The sequence below is a fragment of the Pseudomonas sp. NFACC16-2 genome (assembly GCF_900119205.1).
Classification (GTDB): Bacteria; Pseudomonadota; Gammaproteobacteria; order Pseudomonadales; family Pseudomonadaceae; genus Aquipseudomonas; species Aquipseudomonas fluorescens_Q.
The window spans coordinates 37,917-60,302 of the sequence record NZ_FPIX01000037.1 but is presented as its reverse complement, the minus strand read 5'-3'; the positions used below and the strand labels follow the sequence as shown (position 1 = coordinate 60,302).

The following is a 22,386-nucleotide window of genomic DNA, read 5'->3' as shown; positions in this document are numbered from 1 at the left end:
TGGCAGGCTAAACAGATCTCCCAGGGTAATTCGCGCGACCTTCCTGCTTATGCCTGTCGGATCTACGTCACAGCGTTCCGTGCAAGTATCGGGCTTTGAAGATATTGGCCTTCTTACCCCGCTGTGCCGCCTAATCCGCTTCCTGTTCGTCAGGCCAGCATTTTGCCTCGGGCTTCCTTCAGATTCGCAGTCGCCCGCGACACCCTTGCCTCTGGCTAACACTTCCCCTTGCCGGGTGTGTAGAGGACTTGCACCTCCAAGTCACCAGCGTGGCCACCACAGCCAAGCTGGTTGCGCTTGCGCGCAACGCGCCATGCCTGGCGCACCAATAAAAAACCCGGAAGCTTTCGCTGTCCGGGTTTTCGTTTGCCAATTGAAGTCAGCGGTTAAACCGCTCCACCAACGAATACTGCGTATTGGCCGTGCGGGTCAGCTCTTCGCTCAGCAGCGCCGAGCTCTGAGCCTGGCCGGAGGTTTGGTCGGCCAGTTCCGAGATATTGCTGATGTTGCGGCTGATCTCCTCGGCCACTGAGCTTTGCTCCTCGGTGGCGGCGGCGATCTGGGTGGTCATGTCGGTGATGTGGGCCACCGCTTCGCTGATCCCCACCAGAGCCTCGTCCGCTTCCATGACCCGTGCCACGCCTTCTTCGGCCTGGCGATGGCCAGCGTCCATGGTCTGCACGGCGTTGGTGGCGGTCTGCTGGAGTTTGGCGATCAGGGCGTGGATCTGCCCGGTGGACTCGCTGGTGCGTTGTGCCAGTTGTCGCACTTCGTCAGCCACCACGGCAAAGCCACGGCCCATCTCCCCGGCACGGGCCGCTTCGATGGCGGCGTTGAGGGCCAGCAGGTTGGTCTGGTCGGCGATACCTTTGATCACGTCCACCACGCCGCCGATCTCGTCGCTGTCCTTGGCTAACTGAGTCACGGTGTGGCCGGTCTCACCGACCACCACCGACAGCCGCTCGATGGCTTCGCGGGTTTCCCCGGCGATGTCGCGGCCGCGGCTGGTCAGGCGGTTGGCTTCCTGGGTGGCATCGGCGGTGCGCTGCACGTGGCTGGCGACTTCCTGGGTGGTTGCCGCCATCTGGTTGACGGCCGTGGCGACCTGTTCGGTTTCCACCCGCTGGCGCTCCAGGCCGCTGGAACTGTTATGGGCCAGGGTATTGGACTGGCGAGCCTGGTCGTTAAGGTGCTCTGCGGTGTCCTGCAGGCGGGTCAGGCAGGTTTTCAGGCGTGCTTCCTGGCTGAGGATCGACATCTCCAGGCGTGCCTGGACGCCGCGGCTGTCGGTGTACATCCGGGCGATCAGCGGGTCGGACGTGGTTTGCTCGGCCAGGCGCAGCAGGCGCTTGATCCCGCGTTGCTGCCATTGCAGGCCCATCAGCCCCAAGGGCACCGACAGCACGGCCGCCAGGGCAAAACCCCAGGAGGAATTCAGGAACGCGCCGACGACGAAACTCAACTGGCTGACCAGGATAAACGGTAGCCAGTCCTGCAGCATGGGCACCCATTTGTCGCTGCCCGGAACCGCGGACTTGCCTTGGTTGATGCGTTGATAAAGCGCTTCGGCCCGAGCGATCTGTTCGGCGGAGGGCTTGACCCGCACCGATTCGTAGCCGACCACTTGATTGCCCTCGAACACGGGCGTGACATAGGCATTGACCCAGTAATGGTCGCCGTTCTTGCTGCGGTTCTTGACGATGCCCATCCATGGCAAGCCTTGTTTCAGCGTACCCCACATGTGTGCGAACACTGCGGATGGGACGTCGGGATGGCGCACGAGATTGTGCGGTGAACGAATCAGTTCTTCTTTCGAATACCCGCTGATGTCAACGAACGCGTCGTTGCAGTAGGTGATTACGCCCTTGGCGTCGGTGGTCGAAATCAATCGTTGCTGGGCCGGGAAGGTCCTTTCGCGTTGTGTGACGGGTTGGTTGTTACGCATGTGTGTTGATCCGCAAGGCTTTGAAAGGTTGTCGGCGGTGTCAGGTTTTAATTGAAGTTATTTTTGCCTGTCGCTATCACGCCAGCATTGGGTAGGTAAATAGGGCGAAATGAAGCAGATTGAGGAGGAAATGTGTAGCAATCGCCGCGCCCAGGCCGCCAACACGATACGCCAGGCCGTAGCCGACCCCCGCCAGGCCCGACAACAGCACCCATTGCCAACCTGCGCCAGCGTGTACCAGGCCGAACAGCAGCGAGGTCAGGAGCAGCGCCAGATTGTCGCCGTAACCCAGGTGTTTGAAGCGTCGGCTCAAGCCTCCCTGAATGTAGCCACGAAACAGGGCTTCCTCCACAAGCGTCACCAATAAAAGATTATTGAGCACCCACAACCAGGCGTGCTCTGGCCATTTTGGTGCCCAGTGGATCATGCCCAGCAGCATCGCCCCGCCGAGGGCCAGCACCGCGCTCAGCGCCAGCCCCAGGGTCGTGGCATAGACCGACAGGCGAAATGACCGCTGGCCGACGATCCAGGGGCAGGCCAGCAGCAGCCAGAATCCGATCAGGGGCTTGTCCTGGTTCAGGTACATGGCAAATGGCGCGGCGTCGTCGGTCAAGCGTTGCGCCGGGATCGCCCGCCCGTTGAAGAAGCCGGGCATCCAATGCAAGGCCAACGCCAGGGCCATTACCACAAATAGAATGTGGCCGAGAAACCGGCCGATTGGCATGGGTTGCTGGCGAACGGCATACCCGGCGAACAGCAATAGCGCGACTGAGATGAGGGCGGTCCAGGCCAACTGGCCGTAGGCCAGGGCCAAGCCATAGCCGATGGCGAGCATGGCCAGGTAGGGCCAGGGTAAAGCGGGCATATAACATCCTTTTAGACGGTAGAGCTTTGGGCGAAAGTGGCCGCCGCGTCTATGACGCTGCCATGTCGCGCAAAGAGCACGTTTTGTATCCATGCAGGTTCATGCGTAGGAGGGGCAAGCCGTTGGCTGACTCTGTTCCGTGAGTGCCGACGGGATTATAGGCAGGCTCGTGCAAAAACGCTGCTTGTTAAAACGCCAATAACGGTCAGTAAGCCACAGGACCTGTGGAGCGAGCTTGCTCGCGATAGGGGCTTGTCAGTCAACATCGATGTTGGCTGTTCTACCGCTATCGCGAGCAAGTTTGCTTCCACAGGGGGGCTTATTTTTTACTGACCCGCCTTCGCTGCAAGAGACGGGTCTTTCTAGCCGGCAATCAATTGCCGCAATACATAATGAAGGATTCCGCCGGCCTTGAAATATTCCACTTCATTCAAGGTATCGATCCGGCACAACACTTCGATTCGCTCCTGGCTGCCGTCCTCGCGGGTAATGACCAAGGGCAGGTTCATGCGCGGCGTCAGTTCGACGTCATTGAGCCCGAGGATGTCCAGGGTTTCCTTGCCCGTGAGGTTCAGGCTCTTGCGGTTCTGGTCGAGCTTGAACTGCAACGGCAGCACGCCCATGCCCACGAGGTTGGAGCGATGGATGCGCTCGAAGCTTTCGGCGATCACCGCCTTGACCCCCAGCAGGTTGGTGCCCTTGGCCGCCCAGTCCCGACTGGAGCCGGTGCCGTATTCCTGGCCCGCGATCACCACCAGCGGCGTTCCCGCAGCCTGATACAGCATGGCGGCATCGTAGATCGGCATTCGTTCGCCACTGGGAATGTAGATCGTGTTGCCGCCTTCTTCGCCGTCGAGCATTTCGTTGCGAATGCGGATATTGGCGAAGGTGCCGCGCATCATCACCTGGTGGTTGCCACGCCTGGAACCGTAGGAGTTGAAGTCTCGCGGCTCCACGCCTTGTTCGCGCAGGTAGCGACCGGCCGGACTGTCCGCCTTGATGTTGCCGGCCGGGGAAATGTGGTCGGTGGTGACCGAGTCTCCCAGCAGCGCCAGGATCCGGGCGCCTTCGACGTTCTTGACGGCCGGTGGCGGCCCGTCGATGGCGTCGAAGAACGGCGGATGCTGGATGTAGGTCGAGTCGTCCTGCCAGACGTAAGTCGCCGCCTGCGGCACTTCGATGGCTTGCCATTGCTCGTCACCGGCAAATACGGCGGCGTATTCCTTGTGGAACATGCTGGTGTTGACCTGGGCGACGGCGGCGGCCACTTCCTGGCTGCTGGGCCAGACATCCCGCAGGTACACCGGCTTGCCGTCCCGGTCGTTGCCCAGCGGCTCGCTGCTGATGTCGATGCGCACGGTGCCGGCCAGGGCATAGGCGACCACCAGCGGCGGCGAAGCCAGCCAGTTGGTCTTCACCAGTGGGTGCACCCGGCCTTCGAAGTTGCGGTTGCCCGACAATACCGAAGCCACCGTCAGGTCGGCTTTCTGGATGGCTTTTTCGATGGGCTCCGGCAACGGTCCGGAGTTGCCGATGCAGGTGGTGCAACCATAGCCCACCAAGTCGAAACCGAGTTTATCCAGGTACTCGGTCAGGCCGGCCGCCTTGTAGTAGTCGGTGACCACCTTGGAGCCCGGGGCCAGGGAGCTCTTGACCCAAGGCTTGCGGGTCAGGCCTTTCTCCACGGCTTTTTTCGCCAGCAGCCCGGCGGCCATCATCACGCTGGGGTTGGAGGTGTTGGTGCACGAAGTAATGGCGGCAATCACCACCGCGCCATTTTTCAGGCGATGGGTGTGGCCTTCGAATTCGTATTCGGCTTCGCCCACCTGGTCGGCATTGCCCACCGCGACGCCACCGCCACCTTCACTTTCCAGGCGACCTTCTTCTTTACTGGTGGGTTTGACCTGCAACCCCAGGAAGTCGCTGAAAGCCTGGCCGACATTCGGCAGCGAAACCCGGTCCTGCGGGCGTTTCGGTCCGGCGAGGCTGGCCTCGACGCTGCCCATGTCCAGCTCCAGGGTGTCGGTGAACACCGGTTCCTGGCCGGGCAAGCGCCACAGGCCCTGGGCCTTGCAATAGGCCTCCACCAATTTCACCGTTTCCGCTGGACGTCCCGACAGGCGCAAGTAGTCCAGGGTCACATCGTCCACCGGGAAGAAACCGCAGGTGGCGCCGTATTCCGGCGCCATGTTAGCGATGGTGGCGCGGTCGGCCAGTGGCAAGTCGGCAAGGCCATCACCATAGAACTCGACGAACTTGCCCACCACGCCTTTCTTGCGCAGCATCTGCGTGACGGTCAGCACCAGGTCGGTGGCGGTGATGCCTTCGTGCAGCTTGCCGATGAGTTTGAAGCCGATGACCTCGGGAATCAGCATCGACACCGGTTGGCCGAGCATGGCGGCTTCCGCCTCGATCCCACCGACGCCCCAGCCCAGCACGCCAAGGCCATTGATCATGGTGGTGTGGGAGTCGGTGCCCACCAGGGTGTCCGGGAACGCGTAGGTGCGACCGTCTTCCTCTTTGGTCCACACGGTGCGGCCCAGGTATTCGAGGTTGACCTGATGGCAGATGCCAGTGCCCGGCGGCACCACGCTGAAGTTGTCGAAGGCGCTCTGGCCCCAACGCAGGAAGGCGTAGCGTTCGCCGTTGCGTTGCATTTCGATGTCGACGTTCTGCTCGAACGCCTGGCTGCTGGCGAACCTGTCCACCATTACCGAGTGGTCGATCACCAGGTCCACCGGTGACAGCGGGTTGATCCGCTGGGGATCACCGCCGGCCTTCTCCACGGCGGCGCGCATGGCGGCTAGGTCGACCACGGCGGGGACGCCGGTGAAGTCCTGCATCAACACCCGTGCCGGGCGGTATTGGATCTCTCGGTCGGATCGGCGCTCTTTCAGCCAACCGGCCAAGGCCTTGAGGTCGGTGCTGGTGACGGTTTTTTCATCTTCCCAACGCAGCAGGTTTTCCAGCAGCACTTTCAGCGACATGGGCAGCTTGTCCAGGTCGCCGAGGCTTCGGGCGGCCTCCGGCAGGCTGAAGTAGTGGTAGGTCCTGGCGTCGACTTGCAGTGTTTTAAGGGTTTTCAGGCTATCGAGGGACGGCATTGCAATCACTCCTTTAAGTCCGCACGGCTACGGACTGACGGAACGGACAGAGCCTTTAACCTAGCCCTGTTTTGAGCGTATGACTAATCACTGGACTCTATGGGCAGGTTCGCGGTTCCGAACTCCGCTATCATGCGGCGGTTTTCGTGACAGGCTTTGCTACGGAGTTTCAATGAACACGCTTTTCATGCACTGCCGGCCGGGCTTCGAAGGCGAGGTCTGTTCCGAGATCGCCGAACACGCGGCCCGACTCAACGTTGCCGGCTACGCCAAGGCCAAACCGGCCAGTGCCTGCGCTGAATTTGTCTGTACTGAAGAGGACGGCGCCGAGCGGCTGATGCGCGGGCAGCGTTTTGCCGAGCTGATTTTTCCGCGCCAGTGGGCGCGGGGCACGTTCATTGAGTTGCCGGAAACCGACCGCATCAGCGTCATCCTGGCCCATATGACCGCTTTCCCGACCTGCGGCAGCCTGTGGCTGGAGGTGGTCGATACCAATGACGGCAAGGAACTGTCGAACTTCTGCAAGAAGTTCGAGGGGCCGCTGCGCAAGGCGTTGAGTGGGGCCGGCAAGCTGGTGGACGATCCGCGCAAGCCGCGCCTGCTGCTGACATTCAAGAGTGGCCGTGAAGTTTTTCTTGGCCTGGCGGATGCGGATAATTCGGCGATGTGGCCGATGGGTATCCCGCGCCTGAAGTTTCCCCGGGAAGCACCGAGCCGCTCCACACTCAAGCTTGAAGAAGCCTGGCACCATTTCATTCCCCGGGACCAGTGGGACGAGCGCCTGCACAGTGACATGACCGGCGTGGACCTCGGCGCCGCGCCGGGCGGCTGGACCTGGCAACTGGTCAACCGTGGCATGCTGGTGACGGCCATCGACAACGGACCGATGGCCGAAAGCCTGATGGACACCGGCTTGGTGCAGCATTTGATGGCAGACGGCTTCACGTTCAAACCCAAGCAACCGGTGGACTGGATGGTCTGTGACATCGTCGAGAAGCCCGCGCGTAACGCGGCGATGCTGGAAGAATGGATCGGCGAGGGCCATTGTCGCGAGGCGGTGGTCAATCTCAAGCTGCCAATGAAGCAACGGTACGCCGAGGTCAAGCGCCTGCTTGAACGCATCGCCGACGGTTTCAAGGCGCGGGGCATCAAGGTCGAGATCGGTTGCAAGCAGCTGTACCACGACCGTGAGGAAGTGACCTGCCATTTGCGGCGGTTGGACACGAAGAAGCCGAAGTCCCGTTGATGTCTTGAAGGGCTTTTGAGCGGATCGTTCCCACGCTCTGCGTGGGAATGCCTCTTCGGACGCTCCGCGTTCGGCCTTTGGGACGCAGAGCGTCCCGAGCTGCATTCCCACGCAGAGCATGGGAACGATCAGCGTCGGGGGTGACCGGGCGCCGACATTGCGCGACAATGCCGGCCAGTTTCAGGAGTAGAGCATGAGTGAAATGAACGATACGCCGGTCGACGGCACGCTGGATGCCACCGGCCTCAATTGCCCGGAACCGGTGATGATGCTGCACCAGCACATCCGCGACCTGGCCCCCGGTGGCCTGCTGAAAGTCATCGCCACCGACCCGTCGACCCGCCGCGACATCCCCAAGTTTTGCGTGTTCCTGGACCACGAACTGGTGGCCCAGCAGGAAGAGGCAGGCACCTACCTCTACTGGATCCGCAAGAAGCTTGCTTAAGCCGTCGAGCGGCTGATGCGGATCTGCTTGCGCGCGCTGCGGGCCAGACGGATCGACAGCATCAGCGCCGCGCAGCTCAAGCCCACGATCAAGCCTTGCCACAAGCCACTCGGGCCGCTGGCCACACCGAGCCAGTCGGTCAGGCCCAGGGCGTAACCCACTGGCAGGCCGATACCCCAATAGGCGAACAGCGTCAGGATCATCGTCACCCGGGTGTCCTGGAAGCCGCGCAACGCGCCCGCCGCCGTGACCTGGATCGCATCGGAAAACTGGAACAGCGCCGCGTAGACGATCAGCATCGACGCCACCTCGATCACCACCGGGTCGGCGGTATAGATCGCGGCGATGGGCTCGCGCAATGCGAACATCAGGCTCGCCGACAGGCAGGCGTACGCCAGCGCCGTGCCCATGCCCACCCCAGCAGCGAAGCGCGCTTCGCGGGGTTGACGACGGCCCAGGGCCTGGCCGACCCGCACCGTGACGGCCATGCCCAGGGAGTAGGGGATCATGAACACCAGGGAACTGAAGTTCAGTGCGATCTGGTGTCCGGCCACCACCGTGGCGCCGAGGCTGCCGATCAGCAGGGCAATCACCGCGAAAATACTCGACTCGGCAAACACCGCGATGCCAATCGGCAGGCCGATGCCCAGCAAGCGCTGGATGACCGCCCACTGCGGCCAGTCGAAACGGCTGAACAACCGGCTCGACTGATAGGCCGGTGCCCAGCGGGCCCAACCGGCCATGCCCAGGGCCATGACCCACATCACGATGGCCGTGGCCCAGCCGCAACCGACCCCACCCATGGCGGGCACGCCCAAGTGCCCGTAGATGAAGATGTAATTGAGCGGAATGTTCAGCGCCAACCCGCACAGCCCCAGCACCATCGCCGGCCGCGTGCGTCCCAGGCCGTCGCTGAAGCAGCGCAGCACGTGATACAGCGCCACGGCTGGCAGGCCCGTGCCGATGCCGCGCAGGTATTCCATGCATGGGCCAATCAATTCAGGGTCGACATTCATGATGTGCAGGATCGGTTCGGCGCTGAACAGCGCCAGTGAGGCGATCAACCCCACCACCAATGCCAGCCACAGCGCCTGGCGCACCAGCGGGCCGATCTCGGCGAACGTACCGGCACCGAAGCGCTGGGCAACTTTCGGCGTAGTCGCCAGCAATGTGCCGGTCATCAACAGGAACACCGGCACCCAGATCGAATTGCCCAGGGCCACGGCCGCCAGGTCCCGCGGGCCAACCCGACCGGCCATCACCGCATCGACAAAGCCCATGGCGGTGGTTGCCAGTTGCGCCACCATGATCGGCAAGGCCAGGGCCAGCAAGGTCCTGAGTTCCAGGCGAACACGGGCCGGGCGGGAGAGGGTGGTGGGGGTATCGATTACAGGGTTCACAGGGAAAGCGTCCGAAAAGGTTAAGCGCAAGGCGGCGAATTCTACGCCTTGACGCAGTGGTCAGGAAAAAACCTGTGTTGTGGATTTGTAATCGCTCGCTCAACTTGTGAATGCTGTTGTGGCGAGGGGATTTATCCCCGTTCGACTGCGCAGCAGTCGCAATAATCATAGGGGGGGCTGGCGCACCCAACGGGGATAAATCCCCTCGCCACAACAGCATTCACTGAAGGAATGCACGGACTTACTGGAACGCCTACACTGCCTACCCCGCCAAAGGAGCTTTGCCATGCTGATCGTCGCCGACGAAAACATCCCCCTGCTTGATGCATTTTTCCAAGGATTCGGCGAAATCCGCCGGGTACCGGGTCGGGGGATCGACCGGACGATGGTCGAGCAAGCCGACGTGCTGCTGGTACGTTCGGTCAGCCAGATCAATCGGGCTCTGCTGGAGGGCAGCAAGGTGCGCTTCGTCGGCACCTGCACCATCGGCACCGATCACCTGGACCTGGATTATTTCGCCGAGGCCGGTATTCGCTGGGCCAGCGCGCCGGGCTGCAATGCCCGTGGCGTGGTGGACTATGTGCTGGGCAGCCTGATGACCCTGGCAGAAATCGAAGGTGCGCAACTTGAGCAACGCACCTTCGGCGTGGTCGGCGCAGGCCAGGTGGGCGGGCGGTTGATCGAGGTGCTCAAGGGGTTGGGCTGGGCCGTGAAGGTCTGCGATCCGCCGCGTCAGGCCGCCGAGGGGGGCGACTATATGAGCCTGGAGCAGATCATCGAGCAGTGCGATGTGATCAGCCTGCACACACCGTTGACCCGCGACGGTGAGCAACCGACCTGGCACCTGTTCGACGAGGCGCGTCTGAACCAGCTCAAGCCCGGGACCTGGCTGATCAACGCGGCCCGCGGCCCGGTGATCGACAACGCCGCGCTACGCGAAGTGCTGCTGGAGCGGGAGGACTTGCAAGCGGTGCTGGATGTCTGGGAGCAGGAGCCGACCGTGGATGTAGACCTGGCCGACCTGTGCGTGATTGCCACACCGCACATTGCCGGTTACAGCCTCGATGGCCGCCAGCGTGGCACGGCGCAGATCTACGAGGCCTTGTGCGCTTTCCTGGAGCGGCCGGTTGAAGTCAGCCTCAGCGACCTGTTGCCTCGGCCTTGGCTGGGTGGCATCACCCTGGACGCCGCAACCGACCCGGCTTGGGCCTTGGCGGTGTTATGCCGGAGCGTGTATGACCCCCGTGGCGACGACGCGAACTTTCGCCGCAGCCTGGTGGGCACCGTCAGCGAGCAACGCAGCGCATTCGATGCCCTGCGCAAGCACTACCCGCCGCGGCGGGAAATCGACAGCCTGAAGGTGCGTATCGAAGGGCAGTCGGCGGTCTTGCAACAGATCGTGACGGCGCTGGGTGCCACCCTCGTCTAGACGCCGTCTTTTTGTGGCGAGGGGATTTATCCCCGCTGGGGCGCGAAGCGGCCCCGAAATCTGAAGATTGCGGTGTGTCAGTTTGAACCAATGGGGCTGCTGCGCAGCCCAGCGGGGATAAATCCCCTCGCCACAAGTGAGTGCCAAGCCAGAGATCAATGGCAGCCTTGTTCTTTCAGGCATAAAAAACCCGACATCAAGGTCGGGTCCAATTGAAGACGGGCTGTATCACTTTTGTTCGGCAGGCTTGACCAGTCGTTTTTCCAGCTCGCTGCAGGCTTTTTGGATCATGTCTTCGGTGATCGGTACTTCGCGCCCTTGGGCATCGATGAACGAGCAGCCCAGAGACTGGTCCGGTTGCGTGCGGATTACTTGAATCTTGTCGTCGCTGCTGTGTTGCAAGGACATGGCCTGTCTCCTCATCAGGTTGTGTGCCTACTTTAATGTCGCCAGGTGACCGAGCCATGACACTCCTTGTAGGTTCATGGCGACACCTCCACTCAATCAGAAACACAGTTGCGTTTCCAGCCAGACTTTAGACCGATAACATCTAGCCTCTAGTCGTTGTGGTCATATTTAACCTGACTCATTCTGATTCAACTTGGCTCCGCTACGCTTTGGCGTCGCTGGCCGGCCTTTTTCCTGCTGCATTATCGGATGCCCTTGATGCTTTCTTCCCGACATCGCCGTGCCATACGCCTGGCCAGCGGCTTCATCGCCCCTTACCGTAAACAGGTCGCCGGCGCTTTGCTGGCCTTGATTGTCACTGCCGGTATTACCTTGTCCATGGGCCAAGGCATCCGCTTGCTGGTGGACCAGGGCTTCATGACCCGCTCACCGCACCTGCTCAATCAATCCATCGGCCTGTTCATGGTGCTGGTGGTGGGGCTGGCGATCGGTACGTTTGCACGTTTTTACCTGGTGTCCTGGATCGGCGAGCGGGTGGTGGCCGATATCCGGCGGCAGGTCTTCAACCATCTGGTGTACTTGCACCCCGGTTTCTATGAAAACAACCGTAGTTCGGAAATCCAGTCGCGGCTGACCGCCGATACGACCTTGCTGCAATCGGTGATCGGTTCGTCGCTGTCGTTGTTTTTGCGCAACGCCTTGATGGTGGTGGGCGGCATCGTGCTGCTGTTCATCACCAATCCCAAGTTGACCAGTATCGTGGTGATCGCCCTGCCGCTGGTATTGGCGCCGATCCTGGTCTTTGGTCGTCGGGTGCGCAGTTTGTCGCGCCAGAGCCAGGACCGCATTGCCGACGTCGGCAGCTACGTCTCCGAAACCCTTGGCCAGATCAAGACCGTGCAGGCTTACAACCACCAGGTCCAGGACGAACAACGATTCTCCGTGACGGTGGAGCAGGCTTTCGACACCGCCCGCAAGCGCATCGCCCAACGGGCCTGGCTGATTACCCTGGTGATCGTGCTGGTGCTGGGCGCGGTGGGAGTGATGCTCTGGGTCGGCGGCATGGATGTGATCGCCGGGCGGATTTCCGGCGGAGAGCTGGCGGCATTTGTGTTCTATAGCCTGATTGTCGGCAGTGCCTTCGGCACGCTGAGCGAGGTGATCGGGGAGCTGCAACGGGCGGCGGGTGCTGCCGAGCGCATTGCCGAGTTACTGCGTTCGCAGAACATCATCCAGCCACCGGCTTCAGGCCTTGTCACGTTGCCGGAGCGCGTTCGAGGCGATCTGCGCCTCGAAGGCGTGCGTTTTTCCTACCCCTCCCGGCCGGACAGTTATGCGGTCGACGGTCTCGACCTGACCATCAAGGCCGGCGAGACCCTGGCCCTGGTCGGGCCTTCCGGTGCGGGCAAGTCAACGGTGTATGACCTGCTGCTGCGCTTCTACGATCCGGTGCAAGGGCAGATCCTGATCGACGACGTGCCGTTGACTCGACTCGATCCGCTGGACCTGCGCCGCCACTTCGCCCTGGTCTCACAGAACCCGGCGCTGTTTTTCGGCACGGTCGAAGAGAATATCCGCTACGGCAACCCTGGGGCAACGTCCGAGCAGGTGCGTGAGGCCGCGCAGATTGCCCACGCCCACGACTTCATCGAAAAAATGCCCGGCGGCTACCAGACCCACCTGGGCGACGGTGGCCAGGGTCTGTCCGGCGGCCAGCGCCAACGCCTGGCCATCGCCCGGGCATTGCTGGTGGACGCGCCGATCCTGCTGCTGGACGAAGCCACCAGTGCCCTCGATGCGCAAAGCGAACACCTGATCCAGCAAGCCCTGCCCAACCTGATGAAAAACCGCACGACCCTGGTCATCGCCCACCGCTTGGCCACGGTGAAAAACGCTGACCGGATCGCGGTGATGGATCAGGGCAAGGTGGTTGCCGTGGGCACTCACCAGGAGCTGGTCGCCAGCAATGCGCTGTACGCGCGGCTGGCAGCGTTGCAGTTCAATGTGGGGCTGGAGTCGACAGCTGACTGAGAACTGCTCCCGCAAGGTCCAGACAACCGATCAAAAAAAGCCCGTATCTTTCGATACGGGCTTTTTTTGCTTTTGAGGAACAGCTTGCCGCTTGAAGCTCAACGCTTGCCGCTAACCCTCACTGATCATCGAAATACCGCTCATGCCAGTCCACCAGCGGTTGCGGCGAGTTGAGCTTCTGGCCGTAGATCACCGAGTACGACAACACGTTCTGCACGTATTGGCGGGTTTCGTCGAAAGGAATGCTTTCGACCCAGACGTCGAAGCTCAAGTGGTCGGCGCCGCGCAGCCACTGGCGCACGCGACCGGGGCCGGCATTGTAGGCCGCCGAGGCCAGGACACGGTTGCCGTTGAACTGGCTGTGAACCTGGCTCAGGTAGGCCGCGCCCAACTGGATGTTCTTGTCCGGGTTCAGCACTTGCTGTGGCGAGGCCAGGGGAATGCTGAACTTGCGTGCGGTTTCCTTGGCGGTGCCAGGCATCAGTTGCATCAGGCCGGCGGCGCCGACGCTGGAGCGGGCGTCGTCCATGAACGCACTTTCCTGGCGGGTAATGGCGAACGCCCAGCTTGGGTGCAAGCCGCGGATCTTGGCTTCGCGTACCAGGGTGTCGCGATGGGCCATCGGGAAGCGGATGTCCAGGTCGTCCCAGTACTTGGCCTGGCTGATGGTGCGAATGGCCGGGAAATACCACTTCAGGTCATAGGCCAGTTTCGCCTGGGCAACCATTTCGTCCCGACTGAAATGCCGGCTGACGTGATACCACTCGCGGCGCCCGTCGACGATGTCCCCACGGGCATGAAATTCCAGCGCCCGACGCACGCCAGGGGTGTTGCGCACTTTGTTGATCAGCGCCTGGCTCATCACCAGCGGCTTGTTGACGAGCGAGTACGGTGACTGGGAACGGTCGGCGGCCAGGAAGCCATAGAAGTCTCGTTCACGGGCCAGGTGCTTGTAGAGCGCCAGCGCCTCGGGGTTCTGCGGCTGCGCCAATTCCAGCGTACGGGCTTGCCAGTACCGCCAGCGATTGGTGCTCGACAGCGACTCGGGCAGGCGACGGGTCAGTTGGTAGGCATCGTCCCAGCGGGCCAGGCGCAGCAGCAGGCGCAAGCGCCATTCCGAAACGGTGTCATCGCGCAGTTCCGGGTCGTATTTCGTCATCACGTCCAAGGCCCGGCTGTCGAAGCGCTTGGCCAGGGTCAGGCCGATTTCCCGGGCAATCGCAACCTTTTCATCACGGGAAAAATGCATGGTGCTGGCGTAGCCGTCCAGCAATGCCATGGCCTTTTCCGGATCCTGGCGGGCCAGGCGACGCAGGCCGAGGCTGACGATGTCGGACATCGGTTCATCGGCCGGGGTGAAGCGCGAGGGCTGGTTGAGCAACTCGGGTTTTTGCGCCACGTCCACCAGCAGCTTGCCGCGGGGGGCGAGGGTGGTCAGACCGCTGACCAGGCTGTTGGCCAGCGGGTAGTTGCGGGCCTGGGCCGCCAGTTTTGTGCGTTCCCAGCGTTTCTGTTCGGTCAACTGGCCCTGGGAGGCCCATAGGCCGAACAAGGCATCGCACGCCTGGGGTTGGGATTTGCCGGAGAGCCACAGCTTTTCGGTATTGGCATAGCCTTCGGCTTTCAAGCCATGGCTGAGCTGGTACTGGGCGTTGAGGCAGTCCAGTTCGGTGAAATTGAGCTTGGGGTCGTAATACTTGACGAAGGTCTCCCAGTCGCCGCGCTCGGTCAGCCAACGCAGCCAGCGCAATTTCATCCAGTTGGCCTGGGGCAGATCACCGTGTTCGGCGAGGAACTTCTCGATTTCGGCGTTGCTGGCGCTCTTGAGGCGAGCGGTCAATTCGTCGTAGGCCAGGTAAGGTTCCAGCGGATAATCGCGCAGGGCCTGGCTGTAGCGAAAGTAAGGGCCGGAATCACCCTTGGCCAAGGCGCGCTTGGCCTCGTCGTAATATTGGCGTTGAGTGGAGATATCCACCGCCTGCGCGGATTGAACGGCAGTGGCACATACAAAAAGACACGATAAAACACTGAAAAGGCGACTGCGCATGAGACGTCCGGGCATAGAAAACATGACAAGCCCAAGGGGTAACCCAGGGTAACTGTCTGTAGCTTAGCCTTTTGCCAGCAGCCGGCGAAAGCTTTGCAGGGCCGTCGGTGCAAGTTCGCAACATTTGTTATGCAGAGTGCTTCGGTGGCGAAATTGGCGGACCCCTGAGGCCTCATCTCAGGTAGAATGCGCGCCCGGTTTTTGGAGAAGCTCATGACCCTGCTCAAATTCAGCGATGTGTCCCTTGCTTTCGGCGCTATGCCGTTGTTGGACAAGGTGTCCTGGCAGATCGCCCGTGGTGAGCGGGTGTGCATCATCGGCCGCAACGGCACTGGCAAGTCCAGCATGATGAAGCTGGTCAAGGGCGATCAAAAGCCCGATGACGGCTCGGTCTGGCGCGCGCCGGGCCTGAAAGTCGGCGAATTGCCCCAGGAACTGCCGGTGGCCGACGAGCGGACCGTGTTCGATGTGGTCGCCGAAGGCCTGGACGGTGTCGGCGCGCTGCTGGCCGAGTATCACCACCTGAGCCAGAACATCGTCACCGATGCTGACCTGGACAAGTTGATGCACGTGCAGCACGACCTCGAAGCCCGTGATGGCTGGCGGTTGCAGCAATTGGTCGACAGCACCCTGAGTCGCTTGCAACTGCCGGCCGATAAGACCCTCGCCGAGCTGTCCGGCGGCTGGCGTCGTCGCGTCCTGCTGGCTCAGGCCCTGGTGTCCGAGCCGGACCTGCTGCTGCTCGACGAACCGACCAACCACCTGGACATCGGCGCCATCGCCTGGCTTGAAGAAGCCTTGAAGGACTTCCAGGGGGCGGTGCTGTTCATCACCCACGACCGTTCCTTCCTGCAAAACCTGGCAACCCGCATCCTCGAACTGGACCGCGGCGGCCTGATCGACTGGAACGGCGACTACGCCAGCTTCCTGGTACACAAGGAAGCGGCGCTGGCAGCGGAAGAAACCGCCAACGCGCTGTTCGACAAGAAGCTGGCCCAGGAAGAAGTCTGGATCCGCCAGGGCATCAAGGCGCGGCGCACCCGCAACGAAGGCCGCGTGCGGGCGCTCAAGGCCTTGCGCATGGAGCGCAGCGAGCGTCGCGAGCGCACCGGCAAGGCCAACATTCAGTTGGATACCGCTGACAAGTCCGGCAAGCAGGTCATGGTGCTGGAGAACGTGAGTTTCGCCCACCCTGGCGGTCCGTTCCTGGTCAAGGACTTCTCCATGGTCCTGCAGCGTGGTGATCGCATCGGCCTGCTGGGCGCCAACGGTACCGGCAAGACCACCTTGCTCAAACTGATGCTGGGTGGCCTGGTGCCGACCAGCGGCAAGGTGGAAGAGGGCACGAAGATCGACGTCGCCTACTTCGACCAGTTGCGCCATCAACTGGATCTGGAAAAGACCGTGATCGACAACGTGGCCGAAGGCCGCGATTTCATCGATATCGATGGCCAGAGCCGTCACGTGTTGAGCTACCTCGGCGATTTCCTGTTCAGCCCCCAGCGTGCCCGCACGCCGGTCAAGGCGCTGTCGGGTGGTGAGCGCGCCCGTTTGTTGCTGGCCAAGTTGTTCAGCAAGCCGGCGAACCTGCTGGTGCTCGACGAGCCGACCAACGACCTGGACGTGGAAACCCTGGAATTGCTGGAAGAGGTGTTGTTGACCTTCAATGGCACCGTCCTGATGGTCAGTCACGACCGGGCATTCCTCGACAACGTGGTCACCAGCACGCTGGTGTTCGAAGGCGAAGGCCTGGTTCGCGAATACGTCGGTGGTTATCAGGACTGGCTGCGCCAGGGCGGCTCGCCGCGTCTGCTGGGGGTCACCGAGAGCAAGTCCGGCAAGGCCGACCTGAATTCAGCGGTGGTCAAGGCCGAGCCTGCTCCGGTCGCCGCCGCCGCCCCGACCCCGGCAAAGAAAAAGCTCAGCTACAAGTTGCAGCGCGAGCTGGAAGCGTTGCCGGGTGATATCGACGCCAAGGAAAAGCAGATCGCGGAGGTGGAAGCCGAAATGGCCGACGCCGGGTTCTACCAGCGACCTGCTGCCGAAACCGCCAAGGTGATTGCGCACCTGGAGCAACTGCAAGCCGAGCTGGATGCGCTGGTCGAGCGCTGGGCCGAGCTGGACGCTTGAGCCCGCACGCTCAATGACTGTGGCGAGGGAGCTTGCTCCCGCTTGAGTGCGAAGCACTCACCGCTAGGGGCCGCTACGCAGCCCAGCGGGAGCAAGCTCCCTCGCCACAGGTTCAGTGAGCTCCTTGGGGGAATCAGCTGCGCTTGACCAGGTGCACCGCCAGCACGTCGCAAGGCGCGCCATGCAACACGTCGTTGGCGGTCGAGCCCAGCAGCAACGCCAGGCCGTGGCGGCCATGGCTGCCGACGACGATCAGGTCGCAACCCTGCTCCTTGGCCAGGTGATGGATCTCCTGGCGCGGCTGGCCGTAGGTCAGGTGGCAGTTTTCCTTTTTCAGGTCAGGGTACTTCACGATCAGTCGCTCAAGGCGTTCCTTGGCTTGATCGAATTGCTGTTGCTGCAACTGGGAAAGGTCCATTGGCACATCACCGCCAAAGGCCATGGCCATCGGCTCGACGATATGCACCAGCGACAGCTTGGTGTCTCTACCGTCGCACAGGGCGCGAGCGCGTTTGACGACAGGATCGCATTCTTCAGTGAGGTCGACGGCGACCAGGACGTGTTCGTAGTACATGGAAGGCACTCCAGAGAATTGCGATACGGTAAGTATGGCTGGTTTCAAGCGCATTGACGGCGACGTGGCTCAATGGGCTCATCAGAATTCGGGAGTACGAATATGACGGTCTGGATAGTGGTGTCAATCCTGTTGGTGGTGTTAAGTCCGCTGGCATGGTTGCGACCGTCCCGTGTCCAGAGTGGTCGCATGGCCCTGCGCATGGAGGCGCGACGCCTGGGGCTGGCCATGCAGCTGGCGCCGCAGGAGTGGCCGCACTGGCTCGGCCAGCAGCCGCCAAACCCCTGTGCCCAGTACCACCGGCCTCGGCGCGGCAAGGAACCGGCTGTCTGGAGCTATTGGCAGACTGCGCCAGGCGTCTGGGTCAACCAGTGGCGAGAAGCCTGCCAGGATGAGTCCCTGCTCAATCATTTCGAAAAATTGCCGGCCAACGTCTACAAGATTGAAGCCGATCGGCAAATGATTGCCTTGTACTGGGGCGAGAAGGGCGAAGCGACTGTTTTGCAAGATATTGGCGCGGTGCTCAAGGCGCTGGCCTGAGGCATAAAAAAGCCCGACAGTCTCATCGGGCGGGTTGGCCAGGCAGGCCGGTAATCAATCTCATGTCAGGGCGTGCGCTCGTAACGTCCTTTGTTCCCAATCTTCAATCGCGTCCCGACAGCGTAGACGGCTGGAACCAGTCTGTCTGGAATTAGGGCGATTTTTCTAATTATTGATCCTATGAATAGCTGCTCATGCGGCGCCGTGTTGCGGATCCGTATGGTACGGAAATGACCGTGAAGTCGCGTTCACGCCTGTGTTTAGGGCGATTGACAATTGTCGGAAATTCCGTGAAGGTGACGTACCCAAATCAAACGGGCGTATGAATTGAGCGTTTGTATTTTCAGAATGCTCCTACAGACCCCGACTATCGCGTTGACGGGTGTGCCTGGCGGATTGGCGTAGCATCGACGGTAAACGTCAATGCCGAACCAGTGGTCAGCGTTCAACGTGTACTGTTCAGCTTCCATATCGTGGAGATCAGTTGATGATTTACGAAGGTAAAGCCATCACGGTTAAGGCTCTTGAAAGTGGCATCGTCGAATTGAAATTCGACCTCAAGGGTGAGTCCGTCAACAAGTTCAACCGTCTAACCCTGAATGAATTGCGTCAGGCCGTGGACACTATCAAGGCAGATGCTTCGATCAAGGGTGTGATCGTCAGCAGCGGCAAGGACGTGTTCATCGTCGGCGCCGACATCACCGAATTCGTCGACAACTTCAAGCTGCCCGATGCCGAACTGATCGCTGGCAACCTCGAAGCCAACCGTATTTTCAGCGATTTCGAAGACCTCAACGTACCGACCGTCGTGGCCATCAACGGCATCGCCCTGGGTGGCGGCCTGGAAATGTGCCTGGCGGCGGATTACCGCGTCATGTCCACCACGGCCAAGATCGGCCTGCCGGAAGTCAAGCTGGGTATCTACCCAGGCTTCGGCGGCACCGTGCGCCTGCCGCGCCTGATCGGTGCCGACAACGCCATCGAGTGGATTGCCGCCGGCAAGGAAAACCGTGCTGAAGACGCGCTGAAGGTCGGTGCCGTGGATGCCGTGGTCGAGCCTGGCAAACTCCAGGAAGCGGCCCTTGAGACCATCAAGCGCGCCATCAGCGGCGAGTTCGACTACAAGGCCAAGCGTCAGCCGAAGCTCGAAAAGCTCAAGCTCAACGCCATCGAACAAATGATGGCCTTCGAAACCGCCAAGGGTTTCGTGGCCGGTCAGGCAGGCCCGAACTACCCGGCGCCGGTCGAAGCGATCAAGACCATCCAGAAAGCCGCGAGCTTCGGTCGCGACAAGGCTCTGGAAGTCGAGGCTGCCGGCTTCGTCAAGCTGGCCAAGACCTCGGCAGCGCAAAGCCTGATCGGTCTGTTCCTCAATGACCAGGAACTGAAGAAAAAGGCCAAGGCCTACGACGAAATCGCCCGTGACGTGAAGCAGGCCGCCGTGCTCGGCGCCGGCATCATGGGTGGCGGTATCGCCTACCAGTCGGCGTCCAAAGGCACGCCGATCCTGATGAAGGACATCAACGAACACGGGATCGAGCAAGGCCTGGCCGAAGCCGCCAAGCTGCTGGTCGGTCGTGTCGACAAAGGTCGCATGACCGCTGCGAAGATGGCCGAAGTGCTCAACGGCATTCGTCCGACCCTGTCCTACGGCGATTTCGGCCATGTCGACCTGGTGGTCGAAGCCGTTGTCGAGAACCCGAAGGTCAAGCAGGCGGTATTGGCTGAAGTCGAAGACAAGGTCAAAGAGGACACCATCCTGGCCTCGAACACCTCGACCATTTCCATTTCGCTACTGGCCAAGGCCCTCAAGCGTCCGGAGAACTTCGTCGGCATGCACTTCTTCAACCCGGTGCACATGATGCCGCTGGTGGAAGTGATCCGTGGCGAGAAGTCCAGCGAACATGCCATTGCCACCACCGTGGCCTACGCCAAGAAAATGGGCAAGAACCCGATCGTCGTCAACGATTGCCCGGGCTTTTTGGTCAACCGTGTGCTGTTTCCGTACTTCGGCGGTTTCGCCAAGTTGGTCAGCGCTGGCGTGGATTTCGTGCGCATCGACAAGATCATGGAAAAATTCGGTTGGCCGATGGGGCCGGCGTACCTGATGGACGTGGTCGGCATCGACACCGGCCACCACGGTCGCGACGTCATGGCTGAAGGTTTCCCGGACCGCATGAAGGACGATCGTCGTTCGGCTGTCGACGTGCTCTACGAAGCCAAGCGCCTGGGCCAGAAAAACGGCAAGGGCTTCTACGCCTACGAGACCGACAAGCGCGGCAAGCAGAAGAAAGTCGCCGACTCGTCGGTGCTGGAAGTGCTCAAGCCGATCGTCTACGAGCAGCGCGAAGTCACCGACGAGGACATCATCAACTGGATGATGATCCCACTGTGCCTCGAAACCGTGCGTTGCCTGGAAGACGGCATTGTCGAGACTGCCGCCGAAGCCGACATGGGTCTGGTCTACGGTATCGGTTTCCCTCCATTCCGTGGCGGTGCGCTGCGCTACATCGATTCGATCGGTGTCGCCGAGTTCGTTGCCCTGGCTGACCAGTACGCTGATTTGGGCGCGCTGTACCACCCGACCGCGAAGCTGCGTGAAATGGCCAAGAACGGCCAGAGCTTCTTCGGTTAAGCGCCCAACGACTAGAGCGAGAGAACATTTATGAGCTTGAATCCTAGAGACGTCGTGATTGTCGACTTCGGTCGTACGCCGATGGGCCGCTCCAAGGGCGGCATGCACCGCAACACCCGCGCCGAAGACATGTCGGCGCACCTGATCAGCAAGCTGCTGGAACGCAACGTCAAGGTCGACCCCAACGAAGTCGAAGACGTGATCTGGGGCTGTGTGAACCAGACCCTGGAGCAGGGCTGGAACATCGCCCGCATGGCCTCGCTGATGACCCAGATTCCTCACACCGCGGCGGGCCAGACCGTCAGCCGCCTGTGCGGTTCGTCCATGAGCGCACTGCACACCGCCGCCCAGGCGATCATGACCGGCAACGGCGATGTGTTCGTCGTCGGTGGTGTCGAGCACATGGGCCACGTGAGCATGATGCACGGCGTCGATCCGAATCCGCACATGTCGCTGTACGCGGCAAAAGCCTCGGGCATGATGGGCCTGACCGCGGAAATGCTGGGCAAAATGCACGGCATCACCCGCGAACAGCAGGACGCCTTCGGCGTGCGCTCCCACCAGCTCGCCCACAAGGCGACCGTGGAAGGCAAGTTCAAGGATGAGATCATCCCGATGCAGGGCTACGACGAGAACGGTTTCCTGAAGCTGTTCGACTACGACGAAACCATTCGTCCGGAAACCACCCTGGAAAGCCTGGCGGCCCTCAAGCCGGCCTTCAATCCGAAGGGTGGCACCGTGACAGCGGGTACTTCGTCGCAGATCACCGACGGTGCCTCGTGCATGATCGTGATGTCGGCCCAGCGTGCCCAAGACCTGGGTATCCAGCCGATGGCGGTGATTCGTTCGATGGCCGTGGCGGGTGTGGACCCGGCGATCATGGGCTATGGTCCAGTACCGGCCACGCAGAAAGCCTTGAAGCGCGCAGGCCTGGGTATTGCCGATATCGACTTCTTCGAGCTCAACGAAGCTTTCGCCGCACAGGCCCTGCCCGTGCTGAAAGATTTGAAAGTGCTCGACAAGATGAACGAGAAGGTTAACCTGCACGGCGGCGCGATCGCCCTGGGTCACCCGTTCGGTTGCTCCGGTGCGCGTATCTCCGGCACGCTGCTCAACGTCATGAAGCAGAATGGCGGCACCTTCGGTGTGTCCACCATGTGCATTGGCCTCGGCCAGGGCATCGCCACTGTCTTCGAACGCGTCTAAGCGTTGCGTTGATGGAAGCCGGGGCCAAGTGCCCCGGTTTTTGTTTTTTCCGGGTTTAGTAAAAAATTTTGTTTTTATTTTGAAAAGATTTGAGTGAGGGCCAAGACATGCCGATACAACCTGGGCTCTACCAGCATTACAAAGGTCCGCAGTACCGCGTATTCAGCATTGCGCGGCATTCCGAGACCGAGGAAGAAGTGGTCTTCTATCAAGCCCTGTATGGCGATTACGGCTTTTGGGTGCGTCCCTTGAGCATGTTCGAGGAGTCCGTCGAGGTTGACGGCGAACAGGTGCCACGCTTTGCTTTGGTGCAGGCCGAGGAGAGCATTTTTTCCAAGCCTTGAGGCCGGTATGCGGGCAACCCTGCGCTTGACCTCACCT

The 22,386-nt window shown here is 61.3% G+C and carries 16 protein-coding genes; 9 read left to right on the top strand and 7 right to left on the bottom strand.

The features are described 5' to 3' along the window. Positions 1–379: 379 nt before the first annotated feature. The 3 genes from BT116_RS23725 to acnA form a co-directional block, all read right to left on the bottom strand. Positions 380–1,945: a methyl-accepting chemotaxis protein gene (locus tag BT116_RS23725; protein ID WP_072347540.1), complete on the bottom strand. Its 1,566-nt coding sequence runs from the start codon at positions 1,943–1,945 to the stop codon at positions 380–382. A gap of 76 nt (positions 1,946–2,021) precedes the next feature. Next, the gene (locus tag BT116_RS23720; RefSeq protein ID WP_072347538.1) at positions 2,022–2,810 is read right to left on the bottom strand and encodes a CPBP family glutamic-type intramembrane protease; all 789 of its coding nucleotides are present in this window, start codon (positions 2,808–2,810) and stop codon (positions 2,022–2,024) included. A gap of 362 nt (positions 2,811–3,172) precedes the next feature. Continuing rightward, entirely contained in the window at positions 3,173–5,914 is a 2,742-nt protein-coding gene (gene acnA / locus BT116_RS23715) for an aconitate hydratase AcnA (RefSeq protein ID WP_072347536.1), read from the bottom strand. Between the two features lie 172 nt (positions 5,915–6,086). Between acnA and rlmM the strand changes: the two genes are divergently transcribed. Together rlmM and tusA are read left to right on the top strand one after the other, a co-directional pair. After that, complete coding sequence (gene rlmM, locus BT116_RS23710; RefSeq protein WP_072347534.1) at positions 6,087–7,160, top strand: 23S rRNA (cytidine(2498)-2'-O)-methyltransferase RlmM; 1,074 nt, start codon at positions 6,087–6,089, stop codon at positions 7,158–7,160. 193 nt (positions 7,161–7,353) lie between these two features. Then, positions 7,354–7,605: a sulfurtransferase TusA gene (tusA, locus tag BT116_RS23705; RefSeq protein WP_003183455.1), complete on the top strand. Its 252-nt coding sequence runs from the start codon at positions 7,354–7,356 to the stop codon at positions 7,603–7,605. On the opposite strand, the gene BT116_RS23700 is transcribed toward tusA, so the two are convergent. Further along, entirely contained in the window at positions 7,602–9,005 is a 1,404-nt protein-coding gene (locus tag BT116_RS23700; RefSeq protein WP_072347532.1) for an MATE family efflux transporter, read from the bottom strand. The genes tusA and BT116_RS23700 overlap by 4 nt on opposite strands. A gap of 286 nt (positions 9,006–9,291) precedes the next feature. Between BT116_RS23700 and pdxB the strand changes: the two genes are divergently transcribed. Then, positions 9,292–10,434, top strand: a complete 1,143-nt coding sequence (gene pdxB / locus BT116_RS23695) for a 4-phosphoerythronate dehydrogenase PdxB (RefSeq protein WP_072347530.1) — start codon at positions 9,292–9,294, stop codon at positions 10,432–10,434. 228 nt (positions 10,435–10,662) lie between these two features. On the opposite strand, the gene BT116_RS23690 is transcribed toward pdxB, so the two are convergent. Further along, on the bottom strand, positions 10,663–10,842 hold the full coding sequence (locus BT116_RS23690) for a PA1571 family protein (protein WP_003199629.1): 180 nt from the start codon (positions 10,840–10,842) through the stop codon (positions 10,663–10,665). A 249-nt stretch (positions 10,843–11,091) separates the two neighbouring features. On the opposite strand from BT116_RS23690, the gene BT116_RS23685 reads away from it, so the two are divergent. Then, complete coding sequence (locus BT116_RS23685; protein WP_161951739.1) at positions 11,092–12,873, top strand: ABC transporter transmembrane domain-containing protein; 1,782 nt, start codon at positions 11,092–11,094, stop codon at positions 12,871–12,873. A 118-nt stretch (positions 12,874–12,991) separates the two neighbouring features. On the opposite strand, the gene BT116_RS23680 is transcribed toward BT116_RS23685, so the two are convergent. Further along, entirely contained in the window at positions 12,992–14,920 is a 1,929-nt protein-coding gene (locus BT116_RS23680; protein WP_072347528.1) for a transglycosylase SLT domain-containing protein, read from the bottom strand. 213 nt (positions 14,921–15,133) lie between these two features. Between BT116_RS23680 and BT116_RS23675 the strand changes: the two genes are divergently transcribed. Continuing rightward, positions 15,134–17,050, top strand: a complete 1,917-nt coding sequence (locus BT116_RS23675) for an ATP-binding cassette domain-containing protein (protein ID WP_072347526.1) — start codon at positions 15,134–15,136, stop codon at positions 17,048–17,050. A gap of 133 nt (positions 17,051–17,183) precedes the next feature. Here the strand turns inward: BT116_RS23675 and BT116_RS23670 are convergent, their stop codons facing one another. Next, positions 17,184–17,624, bottom strand: a complete 441-nt coding sequence (locus tag BT116_RS23670) for a universal stress protein (RefSeq protein ID WP_072347524.1) — start codon at positions 17,622–17,624, stop codon at positions 17,184–17,186. 102 nt (positions 17,625–17,726) lie between these two features. Here BT116_RS23670 and BT116_RS23665 point away from each other — a divergent pair, with 102 nt between their 5' ends. The 4 genes from BT116_RS23665 (at position 17,727) to BT116_RS23650 (ending at position 22,349) form a co-directional block, all read left to right on the top strand. Then, complete coding sequence (locus BT116_RS23665; protein ID WP_072347522.1) at positions 17,727–18,164, top strand: hypothetical protein; 438 nt, start codon at positions 17,727–17,729, stop codon at positions 18,162–18,164. 487 nt (positions 18,165–18,651) lie between these two features. Beyond that, on the top strand, positions 18,652–20,799 hold the full coding sequence (gene fadB / locus BT116_RS23660) for a fatty acid oxidation complex subunit alpha FadB (RefSeq protein ID WP_072347520.1): 2,148 nt from the start codon (positions 18,652–18,654) through the stop codon (positions 20,797–20,799). A gap of 30 nt (positions 20,800–20,829) precedes the next feature. Continuing rightward, positions 20,830–22,005, top strand: a complete 1,176-nt coding sequence (gene fadA / locus BT116_RS23655; RefSeq protein WP_024618393.1) for an acetyl-CoA C-acyltransferase FadA — start codon at positions 20,830–20,832, stop codon at positions 22,003–22,005. A 107-nt stretch (positions 22,006–22,112) separates the two neighbouring features. Continuing rightward, entirely contained in the window at positions 22,113–22,349 is a 237-nt protein-coding gene (locus BT116_RS23650; RefSeq protein ID WP_003199644.1) for a DUF1653 domain-containing protein, read from the top strand. The last annotated feature ends 37 nt before the right edge of the window (positions 22,350–22,386 follow it).

Excerpts from the sequence above, each read along its gene's own strand:
- BT116_RS23725 (WP_072347540.1), bottom strand. The coding sequence starts at position 1,945 with ATGCGTAACAACCAACCCGTCACACAACGCGAAAGGACCTTCCCGGCC.
- BT116_RS23720 (WP_072347538.1), bottom strand. The coding sequence starts at position 2,810 with ATGCCCGCTTTACCCTGGCCCTACCTGGCCATGCTCGCCATCGGCTAT.
- acnA (WP_072347536.1), bottom strand. The coding sequence starts at position 5,914 with ATGCCGTCCCTCGATAGCCTGAAAACCCTTAAAACACTGCAAGTCGAC.
- rlmM (WP_072347534.1), top strand. The coding sequence starts at position 6,087 with ATGAACACGCTTTTCATGCACTGCCGGCCGGGCTTCGAAGGCGAGGTC.
- tusA (WP_003183455.1), top strand. The coding sequence starts at position 7,354 with ATGAGTGAAATGAACGATACGCCGGTCGACGGCACGCTGGATGCCACC.
- pdxB (WP_072347530.1), top strand. The coding sequence starts at position 9,292 with ATGCTGATCGTCGCCGACGAAAACATCCCCCTGCTTGATGCATTTTTC.
- BT116_RS23690 (WP_003199629.1), bottom strand. The coding sequence starts at position 10,842 with ATGTCCTTGCAACACAGCAGCGACGACAAGATTCAAGTAATCCGCACG.
- BT116_RS23685 (WP_161951739.1), top strand. The coding sequence starts at position 11,092 with ATGCCCTTGATGCTTTCTTCCCGACATCGCCGTGCCATACGCCTGGCC.
- BT116_RS23680 (WP_072347528.1), bottom strand. The coding sequence starts at position 14,920 with ATGCGCAGTCGCCTTTTCAGTGTTTTATCGTGTCTTTTTGTATGTGCC.
- BT116_RS23675 (WP_072347526.1), top strand. The coding sequence starts at position 15,134 with ATGACCCTGCTCAAATTCAGCGATGTGTCCCTTGCTTTCGGCGCTATG.
- BT116_RS23670 (WP_072347524.1), bottom strand. The coding sequence starts at position 17,624 with ATGTACTACGAACACGTCCTGGTCGCCGTCGACCTCACTGAAGAATGC.
- BT116_RS23665 (WP_072347522.1), top strand. The coding sequence starts at position 17,727 with ATGACGGTCTGGATAGTGGTGTCAATCCTGTTGGTGGTGTTAAGTCCG.
- fadB (WP_072347520.1), top strand. The coding sequence starts at position 18,652 with ATGATTTACGAAGGTAAAGCCATCACGGTTAAGGCTCTTGAAAGTGGC.
- fadA (WP_024618393.1), top strand. The coding sequence starts at position 20,830 with ATGAGCTTGAATCCTAGAGACGTCGTGATTGTCGACTTCGGTCGTACG.
- BT116_RS23650 (WP_003199644.1), top strand. The coding sequence starts at position 22,113 with ATGCCGATACAACCTGGGCTCTACCAGCATTACAAAGGTCCGCAGTAC.